Below are 15,447 nucleotides of genomic sequence, written 5' to 3'. Positions count from 1 at the left end.
GAGAGTAGGACGTCGCCAAGCTATTTATATCATCGCGGGGTGGAGCAGTACGGTAGCTCGTCGGGCTCATAACCCGAAGGTCGCAGGTTCAAATCCTGTCCCCGCAACCAAATGGTCCCGTGGTGTAGTGGTTAACATGCCTGCCTGTCACGCAGGAGATCGCCGGTTCGACCCCGGTCGGGACCGCCATTTTATATAAAGAAAAGAACGAAACAAGTTGTTTCGTATTTTTTTATTTGTTTTAACAAAACTAATAAAGACAGTCAAACTATCCTTAGGAAAACTCCTAAGGACTTTTTTATATATTCAAAACCTGTATAATAAAGAGCAGAGAACATTGTGAGTAAAGTAGGTGAAGTCTGTGAGTAAATATGAAATAACAACAAAATCTTCCGAAGAAACCCAGAGATTATCAGAAAAATTAGGGGGACTTGTAAAGGCACAAGATGTAATTATTTTAGAAGGTGATCTTGGAGCTGGCAAGACGACTTTTACAAAAGGATTAGCAAAAGGTCTTGGAGTGAAAAGAGTCGTAAATAGTCCTACCTTCAATATTATTAAAGAATATAAAGGAAGATTACCGCTATATCATATGGACGTGTATCGTTTAGCGGAAAGTGAGGAAGATTTAGGATTTGATGAGTATTTCTATGGTGAAGGGATTACAGTAGTAGAATGGGCTCATTTAATAGAAGCATATTTACCAAATGAGAAGTTACAAATTAGCTTATTCCATGCTGGAGATGATACAAGGAAAATTGTACTCGAGCCAATTGGAAATCGCTATATTAGATTATGTGAGGAGCTATTACAAGATGAAAGTACTAGCAATTGATACTTCAAATTACGTAATGGGCGTATCCCTTATTGAGGAAGACAACGTGATTGGGGAAATCATTACAAATTTAACAAAAAACCATTCTGTACGCCTTATGCCAGCTGTAGAACAACTATTAAAAGAATGTGGTGTAAAACCGAAAGAATTGACTAAAATCGTTGTAGCAGCTGGACCAGGATCATATACAGGTGTTCGTATAGGGGTAACAGCTGCAAAAACATTAGCTTGGTCACTTCAAATACCGATTGTAGGTGTATCAAGTTTAGAAGTAGTGGCTGCAAACGGTGTTAATTTTAATGGATTAATCTGTCCTTTATTCGATGGACGACGTGGGCAAATTTATACTGGGTTATATACATATGAAGGAGAGAATTTAACTTCTATAGAAGAAGACCGAATTGTTCTTATTGTTGATTGGTTGCAAATGTTAAGAGATAAAGGACAACCTGTTCTATTTATTGGTAACGATGTTAAATTGCATAAAGAAACAATTGTAGAACATTTAGGTGATCAAGCTGTATTTGCTCCATTTACTAAGAATAACCCAAGACCAAGTGAGTTAGCATTCTTAGGATTACAAAAAGAAGAGCAGGATGTGCATACGTTTGTTCCTAGTTACCTTCGTTTAGCTGAAGCTGAAACAAAATGGTTAGAAAGTCAAAAGAATTAGGGGTCTATAGAAAATGGATATGATATTTAGAAAGATGGCACTCGATGATATTGCTCAAATTGTAGCTATTGAAGAAGCATCTTTTTCAACTCCTTGGACTGCAGATGCCTTTCACCGTGAATTAGAGATGAATGAACATGCACATTATGTTGTGTTAGAAAAAGATGGTCTCGTAATTGGATATTGTGGATTGTGGATAATTCTTGATGAATCACATATAACAAATATAGCTATCCTGCCAGAATACAGAGGTCAAAAGCTAGGAGATGCCTTATTGAAAGAAGTCATTTCCGAAGCGAAAGGATTAGGAGTAAAAACAATGACGCTTGAAGTACGCGTGTCAAATGAAGTAGCAAAGCAGTTATACAGGAAATACGGATTTCAAAATGGTGGGATTCGTAAACGATACTATGCAGACAATCAGGAAGATGGTCTTGTAATGTGGGTGAATATATAATGGAAAAAAATACGATTATACTTGGTATTGAAACAAGCTGTGATGAGACAGCGGTAGCGGTTGTTAAAAATGGAACGGAAATCATTGCGAACGTCGTTGCATCACAAATTGAAAGTCATAAGCGTTTTGGCGGAGTTGTACCAGAGATTGCATCCCGTCACCATGTAGAAGAAATTACAGTTGTGTTAGAAGAAGCTTTAAAAGAAGCGAACATCACTTTTGAGGATATTGATGCAATTGCTGTAACGGAAGGGCCAGGTTTGGTTGGTGCGCTTTTAATAGGTGTAAATGCAGCAAAAGCAGTGGCCTTTGCTCATGATATTCCTCTAGTTGGTGTTCATCATATCGCTGGCCATATTTATGCGAACCGTTTAGTAAAAGAAGTGCAATTCCCGTTACTATCACTTGTTGTGTCTGGTGGGCATACAGAGCTTGTTTATATGAAAGAACATGGTTCATTTGAAGTGATTGGTGAAACGCGAGATGATGCAGCGGGAGAAGCTTACGATAAAGTAGCCCGTACATTATCAATGCCTTATCCAGGTGGTCCTCATATTGATCGCCTTGCGCATGAAGGAAAACCAACAATTGATTTGCCTCGTGCGTGGCTAGAACCTGATTCGTATGATTTCAGCTTTAGTGGATTAAAATCAGCAGTTATCAACACTGTGCATAACGCAAAACAACGCGGTATAGAAATTGCACCGGAAGATTTAGCAGCAAGTTTCCAAGAAAGTGTAATAGATGTACTCGTAACGAAAGCGTCTCGTGCAGCAGATGCTTATAATGTAAAGCAAGTGCTTCTTGCTGGTGGAGTAGCTGCTAATAAAGGGCTTCGTGCGCGTTTAGAGGCAGAATTTGCACAGAAAGAAAATATTGAGCTAATTATTCCGCCTCTATCTTTATGCACAGATAATGCAGCGATGATTGCGGCTGCAGGTACAATTGCATACGAACAAGGAAAACGCGCGACATTAGCTTTAAATGCAAATCCAGGATTAGATATTGAAGCGTAGTTATACACAAAATTAACCACATCCTGTGGATAAAAACCATATTATCTGTTGATAATATGGTTTTTTTGTGTACATAAAATGTGTATAACTTTTTACGTGGTTGTGGATAATGTGGAAAAGTTATTTGGGAGTTTATATTATAAAGGTGGATATGTGCATAAACTTGTGGATAAATCAGGTGAAGTCTGACCTTTAAATATATTCTTTTTTGGGAAATAAAAAACAAGGTAACTTTAGTCATTTAAGTTACCTTGTTAGAGTTATTTTATAAATGTAGTTCTTCCCATTCTGCCATACAAGCTTCAAGTTGTTCTTGTAGTGTGTGCTTTTTAGTTGTAATTTCACTAGCCTTTTCATAATCTGCATATATTTCTGGTAAGCAAAGCTGATCTTCTAATGTAGCAATTTCTTCTTCTAAGCCTAAGATATTTTGTTCTAGTTCTTCAATTTTTCGAGTACGTTGACGCTCTAACTTTTTACGTTCTTTTTCTTCGAGATAATTTAATTTTTCTTGTGCAACTACTTTTTGAACAGGTACTTCATCTTCTTGTTGTTCAAATTCTGCACGCTCAATCATTTCATTTTTCTTTTCAACGTAGTAATCGTAATCACCTAAATATTCCTGTGCACCTTCTGTTGATAACTCAACAACGGTTGTCGTTACGCGATTAATAAAGTAGCGGTCATGTGAGACGAATAGAAGAGTACCTGGATAATCAATTAAAGCATTCTCCAAAATTTCTTTACTATTTAAATCAAGATGGTTCGTTGGCTCATCGAGAATTAATAAATTTGATTTTTGCATCATGAGTTTTGCAAGAGCTAATCGAGCCTTTTGTCCACCACTAAGAGAAGATACTGGTTTTAATACATCATCCCCTGTAAATAAAAAGTTGCCTAGTATAGTGCGAATTTCTTTTTCGGGTTGCAGGGGATATTCATCCCATAGTTCATTTAAAACTCGCTTAGAAGATGTTAAGTTGGCTTGCTCTTGATCATAATAACCAACAGATACATTTGATCCGAAAGCAACGTCTCCGTGTAATAGCTGTAACTTATTCACAATGGATTTTAATAATGTGGATTTTCCAATTCCGTTCGGTCCAACTAATGCAACACTGTCACCGCGAGTTAAGCGCATATTTACATGTTCAATAATCGGTTCCTCGTCATAGCCAATAGTTGCATCTTTTACTTGCAAAACATCATTTCCACTTTGTTTTTCAATATCGAAGTGGAAGGAGGCTGATTTAGAATCACCTAATGGTCTAGTTAATAATTCCATTCTGTCTAATTGTTTACGGCGACTTTGAGCGCGTTTCGTCGTAGATGCACGAGCGATATTTTTTTGAACAAAGTCTTCAAGTTTAGCGATTTCATCTTGTTGTTTTTCATAACGTTTCATCTCTTGCTCATATAATGCTGATTTTAAGTCTAAATATTTACTGTAGTTACCAACAAATCGTCTGCTTTCCTTATTAGAAATTTCGTATACTTGTGTAACGAGTTTATCTAAGAAATAGCGATCATGGGAAACGATTAAAATCGCACCAGGATAACCTTGTAAATATTGTTCAAGCCACGTTAGTGTTTCAATGTCCAAATGGTTTGTAGGCTCGTCTAAAATAAGTAAGTCTGGTTTAGTTAATAATAATTTCCCAAGAGCTAAGCGTGTTTTTTGTCCACCACTTAATGTAGAAATTGTCGTCTGGTGCGTTTCAACTGGGAAGCCAAGACCACTTAAAATTGAGCGGATATCCGCTTCGTACTGATAACCACCTTGATCTTTATAATCTAATTGTAATTGGTCATAATCAGCTAATAATCTCTCATATGTAGCCGCATTTGAAAAGTTTTCTTCTTTTCCCATCTCTTGCTCTAGCCTTCGAAGTTTCGTCTCCATTTGCTGTAGATGTGTAAAGACGGTTAACATTTCATCCCAAATTGTTAAAGATGTTTCTAATCCGGTATTTTGAGCTAAATACCCAATTGAGACATCTTTCGGCTTTATAATTTCACCACCATCATGAGATAACTCTCCGGCAATTATTTTTAATAATGTAGATTTCCCGGCCCCATTTCGGCCGACTAATGCGATACGATCTTTTGTTTGTACTTCCAATTTTATGTTTGCAAGAATTGTTTCTGCACCGTATAATTTCGAAAGTCCATTCACTTGTAATAAAATCAATGTTTTCACCTCAAATAATTTCTTAACTTTGCCATGTTTATATTTCTCAATCATACTAAAAATAGTGTATAGTTTAAAATAAAGAGAGAATACTTCTTCTCTTTATTATACAAGGAAATTCATGAGTGCTAAACTTCTGAATTTGATTCAAGTATATGAATAAAGATAGGAAGAGAGGAGAGGTTATATGGATCAGCAGAAAATTCCACAGGCCACTGCTAAACGATTGCCTCTATACTATCGATTTATCCAAAACTTATCTCTTTCTGGTAAGCAACGTGTTTCATCAGCCGAATTGAGTGAAGCGGTAAAGGTTGATTCCGCAACTATTCGAAGAGATTTCTCATACTTTGGAGCGTTAGGGAAAAAAGGGTATGGATATAACGTGAATTATTTATTATCATTTTTCCGTGAAACACTTGACCAAGATGATATTACACGTGTAGCGCTTATTGGAGTAGGTAATTTAGGGACCGCTTTCTTACATTATAATTTCACGAAAAACAATAATACAAAAATTGAAATGGCGTTTGACGTTAGTGAAGAGAAAGTTGGAACAGAAATCGGAGGAATTCCTGTATATCATTTAGATGAATTAGAGGAGCGTTTATCAACTGATATACAAGTGGCAATATTAACGGTACCCGCTACAGTAGCGCAAGCTGTGGCAGATAGATTGGCAGAAACGAACGTGCATGGTATTTTAAATTTCACGCCAGCACGATTAAATGTGTCAGAGAATATAAGAATTCATCATATTGATTTAGCTGTAGAGTTACAAACGCTTGTTTACTTTTTGAAAAATTATCCACAATAAAACGCAGAGGGGACAACCTCTGCGTTTTATTATTGTTTTTTCTTTGTGAATTTGACTAAGATAAGGCGAAGTGCCAAATTGAAATCAATTGTTGCCATAACTGCAAATAGTATTGTCCACATATTCCAGATTGTATCTGTCACGTTCGTAATGGCGAAGCGTGTGAAGACACACCCAAGAAGGAAGTACAATGCAGCCATGAACAATGGTGAGTTTCTCATATTAAAAATCCTCCGATAAAGCCTTGCATTTTTTCAGCTTCTTTAATCATTTCTTGAATGTGCTCATTACTTACTACAACTTGAGCGACTGCAACCAATGTATTCATTGCAACATGAGCTGCAATAGGAACGATAATTCGTTTCGTTTTTACGTATAAAAAGGCGAATACGAGCCCCATAGAAGTGTATACCAATAAGTGAGTAAAATCAAAATGAATCGCCGCGAATACAAGCGAACTAATGATAGCTGCAATAAAGAAGTTAAACTTCTTATAAAGTGTGCCAAATAAAATTTTCCTAAATACGATTTCTTCTAAAATAGGCCCTATTATAGATATAACAATAAGGAACCAAGGTGTCGTTCTTGCGATGTCCATAAGCCTTGCTGTATTCTCAGATCCAGGTGTAATCCCTAATAAACGCATTTCAATCATACCGGCAATACTTTGTGAGAACAGTGCTAAGAAGAACCCGATAATAATCCATCCAATTGTAGCTGGAGCAGAAGAGCGCATTTTATCTAAATGCCGGTCACGAATATCTGTTTTAAGTAACCAAAGTACGATACATAATGCAATAAAGAAGCTAATGATTGCCCAATGGCCAGTTATGATTTGACCTTTTTCCTCAATGGTAAATTCTCTATTATCATAGAGTCCTGTTTTTAGGAGAAGTGGTAATCCAACAATCCCAGATAACTGCATTAAAATGTATGTAACGATAATCCACCAATATTGTTTCTTCAAATGGCTTAACCATCCTTTCTAACTCTAGTGTATGAGATAAGGTAGGATAACATGTAAATATCCTATCTGTGATATAAACGTTCAATCGTATTATGATTTTTTTGTAAATCTGTATTTAAAAATGAAATAGGAGACAGGAAAAAGTTGTACGTGTAGCGAAAACAACTTAGGGTGTCTTTCATATTGTAACATACGAGAAGTGGAAACAACGATTCATATAGTAAAGGTAGTAGAAGAAACAACAATTATATATAGAAACGTTTATATAGTAATTTGCGAAAAAATTATGATTTTTTTACTTGCAAAAGAAATTGAGATTATTTATTATTATAAGTGTGTTAGCACTCGGGAGAGTTGAGTGCTAATAAATAAAATTTACATAACAAAATGAGGAGGTTATTGTTCATGCTAAAGCCATTAGGTGATCGCGTTGTAATTGAACTTGTTCAAGCAGAAGAAAAAACAGCAAGTGGTATTGTATTACCAGACACTGCAAAAGAAAAACCACAAGAGGGTAAAGTTATTGCAGTAGGTACTGGTCGAGTGCTTGAAAATGGTGAGCGTGTTGCTTTAGAGGTAGCAGCAGGTGATCTTATCATCTTCTCAAAATATGCAGGTACTGAAGTGAAATACGAAGGTACAGACTACTTGATTTTACGTGAAAGTGACATTTTAGCAATTATTGGTTAATTATATACATTTAAAAATTCAAGGGGGTCAATTATTATGGCAAAAGATATTAAATTTAGTGAAGAAGCACGTCGTTCGATGCTTCGCGGTGTCGACACTCTTGCAAACGCAGTAAAAGTAACACTTGGACCAAAAGGTCGTAACGTTGTACTTGAGAAAAAATTCGGTTCACCACTTATTACAAATGATGGTGTAACAATTGCAAAAGAAATCGAATTAGAAGATGCATTCGAAAACATGGGTGCGAAATTAGTAGCAGAAGTTGCTAGTAAAACAAATGACGTAGCTGGTGATGGAACGACAACTGCAACTGTATTGGCGCAAGCTATGATTCGTGAAGGTTTAAAAAACGTAACAGCTGGTGCTAACCCAATGGGTCTTCGTAAAGGTATCGAAAAAGCTGTTACTGTTGCAATTGAAGAATTAAAAACGATTTCTAAACCAATCGAAGGTAAATCTTCAATCGCACAAGTAGCTGCTATTTCTGCTGCTGACGAAGAAGTAGGTCAATTAATCGCTGAAGCAATGGAGCGCGTTGGTAACGACGGCGTTATTACTTTAGAAGAATCTAAAGGATTCACAACAGAATTAGACGTAGTAGAAGGTATGCAATTTGATCGTGGATATGCATCTCCTTACATGATTACTGATTCTGACAAAATGGAAGCAGTTCTTGATAACCCATACATCTTAATTACTGATAAGAAGATTTCTAACATTCAAGAAATCTTACCAGTATTAGAGCAAGTGGTACAACAAGGTAAACCACTTCTTATCATTGCTGAAGATGTAGAAGGCGAAGCATTGGCTACATTAGTAGTGAACAAACTTCGTGGTACATTCAATGTAGTAGCTGTTAAAGCTCCTGGATTTGGTGACCGTCGTAAAGCAATGCTAGAAGATATCGCAATCTTAACTGGTGGCGAAGTAATCACTGAAGAATTAGGACGTGACTTAAAATCTGCTACAGTTGCATCTTTAGGACGCGCTGGTAAAATTGTTGTAACGAAAGAAAACACAACTGTAGTTGAAGGTATTGGAAATGCACAACAAATCGAAGCTCGTATCGGTCAAATCCGTGCGCAATTAGAAGAAACAACTTCTGAATTCGATCGTGAAAAATTACAAGAGCGTCTTGCAAAACTTGCAGGTGGCGTAGCAGTAATTAAAGTAGGTGCGGCAACTGAAACTGAGTTAAAAGAGCGCAAACTTCGTATTGAAGATGCACTTAACTCAACTCGTGCAGCAGTAGAAGAAGGTATCGTTGCAGGTGGTGGTACGTCACTTATGAACGTATACACGAAAGTAGCTTCTATCGTAGCTGAAGGCGACGAAGCAACAGGTATCAACATCGTACTTCGTGCACTAGAAGAGCCAGTTCGTCAAATCGCAATCAACGCTGGTCTAGAAGGATCTGTAGTTGTAGAGCGTCTAAAAGGCGAAAAAGTAGGCGTTGGTTTCAACGCAGCTACTGGCGAATGGGTAAACATGCTTGAGACTGGTATCGTAGACCCAGCAAAAGTAACTCGTTCTGCACTTCAAAACGCAGCATCTGTTGCAGCTATGTTCTTAACAACTGAAGCAGTTGTTGCTGATAAACCAGAACCAGCTGGTGCTGCTGGAATGCCTGACATGGGCGGCATGGGCATGGGCGGTATGGGCGGAATGATGTAATTCCGTTCGCTCGAAAAACATCCACTTCTATATAGAAGCGGATGTTTTTTTGTGTTTTTGAGAAAAGGAAAATAATTTCTGTAGAATTTTGTCGCTTTCTCTCTTGACCATATTGATACTTCATTGTTAGAATCTAGGAAGATAATATAAAACGATCCTTCATATATCCTCAATGATATGGTTTGAGAGTCTCTACCGGGTTACCGCAAACAACCTGACTATGAAGGCAGTGTGTCTTATATTTATAAAGAGCGGAAGACTATCTTTCTTTATAAAGCCAGACCCCTGCCTTTTCTTTGTTATGAGACTAGAGGCGGAGGACTGGCTTTTTTTATTATATTAGTAATGCTTTTTGCCTAATTGGTAAAAATATTTATATACGAGAACTAACGTTGGGGTGATTATTTTGAAGAAGCAACACGATACAATTATCGTTTTAGATTTTGGGAGTCAGTACAATCAGTTAATAGCACGTCGAATTCGTGAGTTCGGTGTATACAGTGAACTTCATCCGCATACAATTACTGCAGAAGAAATTAAAGCAATGAATCCAAAAGGGATTATTTTCTCAGGTGGACCAAACAGTGTATACGGTGAAGGTGCATTACATTGTGATGAAAAAATCTTTGAACTAGGATTACCGATTTTCGGTATTTGTTACGGTATGCAGCTGATGACACAACACTTCGGTGGTAAAGTAGAGCGTGCAAACCACCGTGAGTACGGAAAAGCTGTTCTTAAAGTAGAGAACGAATCAAAATTATATGCGAACCTTCCAGAAGAGCAAGTTGTATGGATGAGTCATGGTGACTTAGTAACTGGTTTACCTGAAGGATTCGTAGTAGATGCAACAAGTGAGTCTTGTCCAATTGCTGGTATGAGCAATGAAGAGAAAAACTTATACGGTGTACAATTCCACCCAGAAGTACGTCACTCTGAGCACGGTAACGATTTAATTAAAAACTTCGTATTCGGCGTATGTGGTTGTTCTGAAGGATGGAACATGGAGAACTTTATCGAAGTAGAATTAGAGAAGATCCGTGAAACTGTTGGAGACAAAAAAGTACTATGCGCACTTAGTGGCGGTGTAGACTCTTCTGTTGTAGCAGTATTAATTCATAAAGCAATCGGTGACCAATTAACATGTATTTTCGTTGACCACGGCTTACTTCGTAAAGGTGAAGCAGAAGGCGTTATGAAAACATTTAGCGAAGGCTTCCATATGAACGTTATTAAAGTGGATGCACAAGAACGCTTCATGAACAAGTTAAAAGGTGTAGAAGATCCAGAACAAAAACGTAAAATTATCGGTAACGAATTCATTTACGTATTTGATGATGAAGCTTCTAAATTACAAGGTATGGACTTCTTAGCGCAAGGTACACTTTACACGGACATCGTTGAAAGTGGTACAGCAACTGCACAAACAATTAAATCTCACCATAACGTTGGTGGACTTCCAGAAGACATGCAGTTCAAATTAATTGAGCCTTTAAACACTTTATTTAAAGATGAAGTACGCGTATTAGGATCAGAACTAGGAATTCCTGATGAAATCGTATGGCGTCAACCATTCCCAGGTCCAGGACTTGGTATTCGTGTATTAGGTGAAATCACAGAAGAGAAATTAGAAATCGTTCGTGAATCTGATGCGATTTTACGTGAAGAAATTATAAAAGCAGGATTAGACCGCGAAATCTGGCAATACTTCACTGCGCTTCCTGGTATGCGTAGCGTAGGTGTTATGGGTGACGAGCGTACTTACGATTACACAGTAGGTATCCGTGCAGTAACATCTATCGACGGTATGACAGCTGACTGGGCACGTATCCCTTGGGACGTATTAGAGAAAATCTCTGTACGTATCGTAAACGAAGTAAAACACGTTAACCGTATCGTGTATGATGTAACGAGTAAGCCACCAGCAACTATCGAGTGGGAATAGTATTATAATAAAAAAGATCCATCTATCGTTTATGTATAGATGGATCTTTTTGTTTTTGCTATTAATACGAACAAAATTAAGGGAAATTATAAAAATGTTCGCTTTTAAATTGACAAAACCACCGCCTCGAGTTAATATGATTATGTAATTGATACGAAAAGTGAATATTATAGCCGTCGTATAATATCGGGGATATGGCCCGAAAGTTTCTACCTAGCTACCGTAAATGGCTTGACTACGAGGCGTTTTTATAAAGATAAGGGGAAACTTGTCTTTGTTTATAGAACGCTTCCATGTATATGCAATGGAAGCCTTTTTTATTTTTATAGATAAAAGAGGGCTAGGGTGAAATGCGGCGAGTAATCATATAACGGGGGAAACGTAGGATGAAACGCTATTTTCAGTTTGATGAGCTCGGGACAAATTATAAGACTGAGTTCATAGCAGGGTTAACGACATTTCTATCTATGGCTTACGTATTATTTGTCAATCCTGCTACGCTGTCACTTGGAAATGTTAAAGGGTTACCAGCAGGTACAGGGATGGATCCAGGTGCAGTATTCGTTGCTACAGCATTAGCAGCAGCGATTGGTTCGTTAATTATGGGTATTTTCGCAAAGTATCCAATTGCTTTAGCACCAGGTATGGGAATTAACGCGTTCTTTGCTTATACAGCAGTGTTAACGATGGGTATTCCATGGCAAACAGCAATTGCTGGAACATTAATGTCAGGTATTATCTTTATTATTCTTACTGCTTCAGGTATTCGTGAAAAAATCATTAATGCTATTCCAGCAGAGTTAAAATTTGCGGTAGCAGCAGGTATCGGATTATTCATTGCCTTCCTTGGATTTCAAAATGCCGGAATTATCGTAAAAAACGATGCTGTTCTTGTTGGATTGGGGGATTTAACAAAGGGCACAACGTTACTAGCGATTTTTGGAGTTGTTACTACAATCATTTTCATGATTAAGAAAATAAATGGTGCAGTTTTCTATGGTATGATCCTTACAGCAATCTTAGGAGTAGCAACTGGATTAATTGATACACCGAAAGCTGTAGTGGGAGCAATACCGAGTCTAGAACCAACGTTCGGGGTAGCGTTAACTCACTTTGGAGACATTTTCACTGTTCAAATGGGGATTGTTATTATAACGTTCTTCTTTATCGATTTCTTTGATACTGCAGGTACGCTTGTAGCGGTTGCGAATCAAGCAGGATTAATGAAGAACAATAAATTACCACGTGCAGGAAAAGCGTTATTTGCAGATGCGATAGCAACTGTAATTGGTGCAATTCTAGGTACATCTACTACGACGTCTTACATTGAATCGTCTGCGGGGGTAGCAGCGGGAGGGCGTTCTGGATTTACAGCAGTTGTAACAGCGGGATTCTTCTTGCTAGCACTTTTCTTCTCACCATTACTAAGTGTTGTGACGCCAGCTGTAACGGCGCCAGCTTTAATTATTGTAGGGATTTTAATGGTTTCTTCTTTAGGAGAAATTGATTGGAATAAATTCGAGATTGCAGTACCAGCTTTCTTTACAATCATTTCTATGCCACTTACGTATAGTATCGCAACAGGGATTGCGATTGGATTTATCTTCTATCCAATTACAATGGTTGTGAGTGGTCGCCGTAAAGAGGTTCATCCAATTATGTATGTTATGGGAGTTTTATTCGTATTATATTTCATCTACGTTCGTAAATAGAAGGAGTTTTTCAAAGGTCTAGACTTAAGGGGAGTCTAGGCCTTTTTGCGTCTTCAGAAAATCTTAAGGATTTCCGAGCGTTTTTCTTCAGAAGTTTTCCTATAATAGAAGTTAGGGATTAAAAAAGTGATGGGGGAGATATTGTGGCACACGAAACAATACTTGTCGTAGATGATGAAAAAGAAATTCGGAATTTAATTACAATCTATTTAAAGAATGAAGGATATAAAGTTTTACAGGCAGGGGACGGAGAAGAAGGGTTACGCATATTAGAAGAAAATGAAGTACATTTAGTCGTATTAGATATTATGATGCCGAAAGTAGATGGTATTCATATGTGTATGAAAGTAAGGGAAGCGAAAGAAATGCCGATTATTATGCTTTCGGCGAAAACGCAAGATATGGATAAAATTTTAGGATTAACAACAGGTGCAGATGATTACGTAACGAAGCCGTTTAATCCGTTAGAATTAATCGCAAGAATTAAATCTCAGTTACGCCGTTATATGAAAATGAATGGTTTCGCTATTCAAAATGAGGACGAGTTAGAAATTGGAGAGATGAAAATAAACATTTCGACCCATAAAGTTATTGTAGAAGGGGAAGAAGTAAAGCTAACTCCGAGGGAATTTTCAATTTTAGAATTGCTAGCTCGTAATCCAGGTATGGTCTTTAGCGCGGAGCAAATTTATGAAAAAGTTTGGAACGAAAGATCTTTCCAGTCTGATAATACTGTAATGGTGCATATTCGGAAAGTGCGTGAAAAGATCGAGGAGAATCCAAGGAAACCTAGATATATAAAAACAGTATGGGGAGTGGGGTATAAGATTGAAAAAGATATTTAATCCATTTACTTATGTGAGGAAAACAAGACAAATAATTGAGAAATTAGTAAAGAGCGTACGAAAGAGTATAAGAATTCAATTGGTTACTACTTTTGCTGCTTGTGCGTTATTAGGAGTTTTTTTTGCAAAGGGAGCTGCGCCATTTTTTGAGAATGCGAATCGTCAAGCGACTGTCGATTATCGGTCTGGTATGCAACAAATTAATTACCAAGCTCAAAGAGCAGCGAATAGTTCGGTTCATGAAAATAAATTAGAAGCTATATCCAATATGATCGAAATGGAGAATCAAAATTTAGAGCGAGGAAATAGAGCTTTAAAAATATTGGTTACTGATGAAAGTGGTAAAGTTTTATATAAAACAAAGCAGGCGCAAGAAGAGCAAATCGATTTGCATAATACGATTCGTAATGCAGCATCATTTGCGATCAACTATTCAAATGGTCAAGATATATTTGAAAATACGAGAAAAGAATTTATAGCTTTTTCACCTATTACAATAGAAGATAAGAATTTATATATGTTCGTTAGTGGAATTCCGGATGGTGTAGTAATGTATGATACGCAAGAAGGACCGTTTCCGTTTTTCATAGGTGTACTCGTATTCATTTTCTCTTTCTTCTATATAACAAAGAGGAAGATGAAGCAGATTGAAGCGATGGCACAGGGTGTAAAGGAAATAGAAAAAGGAAACTTAGCGTATCGTATTGAGAAAAAAGGTGAAGATGAGATTGCAGCTTTAACTGAGAATATTAACAATATGGCAGAAGAGCTTATGAATAATATAGAAAAGGAACGTAAATTAGAGAAACAGAAGAGTGAGCTTATTACGAACGTCTCTCATGATTTGCGTACACCACTTACTTCTATTATGGGTTACTTGAGATTACTTCGAGATTCTAAATATGAAAATAAAGAACAACATGATGAGTATACAAGAATTGCTTTTGCAAAGTCGGAGCAGTTAAAGAATTTAATAGAAGATTTATTTGAGTATACGAAGTTAACAAATGAGCAAGTTGTGTTAGAAAAACAAGAAGTTTGTATAAATGAGTTACTCGAGCAATTAATAGAAGAGTTAGTACCGCAAGCGGAAGAACATGGACTTACGTTTGTTAAGAAGTTTCCTGAGGAACGTGCATATGCAACAATTGATTCGGAAAAGATGGTCCGTGTATTTGATAATTTACTAATGAATGCGATTAAGTATAGTAAAGATGATGGAGAGATAAAAGTTTCTCTTCAAAGGCAGCGCAGGGATATACAAATTGTTATAGCGAATCATAGTGAAGAGTTTACGAGAGAAGAGTTAGCGAATTTGTTTGAGCGTTTTTATAAGAAGGATCAATCTCGAAGTAGAGTAACAGAAGGTTCCGGACTTGGGCTTGCGATTGCGAAAAGTATTGTTGAGTTACAAGATGGTAGTATTCGGGCTGAATATGAGGAGGGTATTATTCAATTTATCGTCTCGTTACCAATTATAGAAAAATAATAAATGAATAGAATGTCATATGATAAAAAGGCTTATTTTAAAAGAAATAAGTCTTTTTATATTTTTTTTAGAAAAACATATTGACGATTAGAGTTTAGAGGTGTAGTATTATACGAGTCGCCGATAGCAACAACGC

14 protein-coding genes, 2 tRNA genes and 2 riboswitches are annotated in these 15,447 nt (G+C 37.0%); of the genes, 13 read left to right on the top strand and 3 right to left on the bottom strand.

The window, feature by feature from the left end; translation table 11 throughout:
• Positions 1–33 precede the first annotated feature (33 nt).
• The 6 genes from U860_RS0116405 to tsaD all read left to right on the top strand — a co-directional run bounded on the left by U860_RS0116405 (position 34) and on the right by tsaD (position 2,981).
• Positions 34–110 (top strand) — tRNA-Met (locus U860_RS0116405).
• A 3-nt stretch (positions 111–113) separates the two neighbouring features.
• A tRNA-Asp gene (locus tag U860_RS0116400) sits at positions 114–189 on the top strand.
• 172 nt (positions 190–361) lie between these two features.
• A complete protein-coding gene (gene tsaE, locus U860_RS0116395; RefSeq protein WP_002113433.1) occupies positions 362–835 on the top strand; it encodes a tRNA (adenosine(37)-N6)-threonylcarbamoyltransferase complex ATPase subunit type 1 TsaE in 474 nt (157 codons plus the stop codon).
• Positions 816–1,508, top strand: coding sequence for a tRNA (adenosine(37)-N6)-threonylcarbamoyltransferase complex dimerization subunit type 1 TsaB (gene tsaB, locus U860_RS0116390; protein ID WP_025149413.1), 693 nt, complete (start codon positions 816–818; stop codon positions 1,506–1,508). The genes tsaE and tsaB overlap by 20 nt, the downstream gene beginning before the upstream one ends.
• A 13-nt stretch (positions 1,509–1,521) precedes the next feature.
• Entirely contained in the window at positions 1,522–1,965 is a 444-nt protein-coding gene (gene rimI / locus U860_RS0116385; protein WP_025149412.1) for a ribosomal protein S18-alanine N-acetyltransferase, read from the top strand.
• Positions 1,965–2,981: a tRNA (adenosine(37)-N6)-threonylcarbamoyltransferase complex transferase subunit TsaD gene (gene tsaD / locus U860_RS0116380; protein ID WP_025149411.1), complete on the top strand. Its 1,017-nt coding sequence runs from the start codon at positions 1,965–1,967 to the stop codon at positions 2,979–2,981. Before rimI ends, tsaD begins: the two co-directional genes overlap by 1 nt.
• 265 nt (positions 2,982–3,246) lie before the next feature.
• Here the strand turns inward: tsaD and U860_RS0116375 are convergent, their stop codons facing one another.
• Entirely contained in the window at positions 3,247–5,172 is a 1,926-nt protein-coding gene (locus U860_RS0116375; protein ID WP_240184482.1) for an ABC-F family ATP-binding cassette domain-containing protein, read from the bottom strand.
• A gap of 187 nt (positions 5,173–5,359) precedes the next feature.
• Between U860_RS0116375 and U860_RS0116370 the strand changes: the two genes are divergently transcribed.
• Positions 5,360–5,989, top strand: coding sequence for a redox-sensing transcriptional repressor Rex (locus tag U860_RS0116370; protein WP_002174584.1), 630 nt, complete (start codon positions 5,360–5,362; stop codon positions 5,987–5,989).
• A gap of 29 nt (positions 5,990–6,018) precedes the next feature.
• Here U860_RS0116370 and U860_RS0116365 read toward each other — a convergent pair whose 3' ends face one another.
• A complete protein-coding gene (locus tag U860_RS0116365; RefSeq protein ID WP_025149409.1) occupies positions 6,019–6,210 on the bottom strand; it encodes a YdiK family protein in 192 nt (63 codons plus the stop codon).
• The gene (locus tag U860_RS0116360) at positions 6,207–6,956 is read right to left on the bottom strand and encodes a type II CAAX endopeptidase family protein (protein ID WP_025149408.1); all 750 of its coding nucleotides are present in this window, start codon (positions 6,954–6,956) and stop codon (positions 6,207–6,209) included. Before U860_RS0116360 ends, U860_RS0116365 begins: the two co-directional genes overlap by 4 nt.
• A gap of 405 nt (positions 6,957–7,361) precedes the next feature.
• Between U860_RS0116360 and groES the strand changes: the two genes are divergently transcribed.
• The 6 genes from groES (at position 7,362) to ampS (ending at position 15,311) form a co-directional block, all read left to right on the top strand.
• Complete coding sequence (groES, locus tag U860_RS0116355) at positions 7,362–7,646, top strand: co-chaperone GroES (RefSeq protein WP_000917305.1); 285 nt, start codon at positions 7,362–7,364, stop codon at positions 7,644–7,646.
• Positions 7,647–7,682: 36 nt separating this feature from the next.
• Positions 7,683–9,320, top strand: coding sequence for a chaperonin GroEL (groL, locus tag U860_RS0116350; RefSeq protein WP_025149407.1), 1,638 nt, complete (start codon positions 7,683–7,685; stop codon positions 9,318–9,320).
• A 139-nt stretch (positions 9,321–9,459) separates the two neighbouring features.
• Positions 9,460–9,561, top strand: a riboswitch (purine riboswitch).
• A 162-nt stretch (positions 9,562–9,723) separates the two neighbouring features.
• A complete protein-coding gene (guaA, locus tag U860_RS0116345; RefSeq protein WP_164852166.1) occupies positions 9,724–11,265 on the top strand; it encodes a glutamine-hydrolyzing GMP synthase in 1,542 nt (513 codons plus the stop codon).
• A 155-nt stretch (positions 11,266–11,420) separates the two neighbouring features.
• A riboswitch (purine riboswitch) is annotated at positions 11,421–11,523 on the top strand.
• Positions 11,524–11,651: 128 nt separating this feature from the next.
• Positions 11,652–12,977 (top strand): NCS2 family permease, encoded by a 1,326-nt coding sequence (locus U860_RS0116340; RefSeq protein ID WP_025149406.1) that lies wholly within the window; start codon positions 11,652–11,654, stop codon positions 12,975–12,977.
• Positions 12,978–13,120: 143 nt separating this feature from the next.
• Positions 13,121–13,822 (top strand): response regulator transcription factor, encoded by a 702-nt coding sequence (locus U860_RS0116335; RefSeq protein WP_025149405.1) that lies wholly within the window; start codon positions 13,121–13,123, stop codon positions 13,820–13,822.
• On the top strand, positions 13,806–15,311 hold the full coding sequence (gene ampS, locus U860_RS0116330; RefSeq protein ID WP_025149404.1) for an aminopeptidase AmpS: 1,506 nt from the start codon (positions 13,806–13,808) through the stop codon (positions 15,309–15,311). The genes U860_RS0116335 and ampS overlap by 17 nt, the downstream gene beginning before the upstream one ends.
• Positions 15,312–15,447: the final 136 nt, after the last annotated feature.

Origin of the sequence: Bacillus sp. H1a (assembly GCF_000633475.1) — a bacterium.
Taxonomy (GTDB): Bacteria; Bacillota; Bacilli; order Bacillales; family Bacillaceae_G; genus Bacillus_A; species Bacillus_A paramycoides.
The sequence above is the reverse complement of the archived record's forward strand: the minus strand, read 5'-3'. Positions and strand labels throughout refer to the sequence as shown.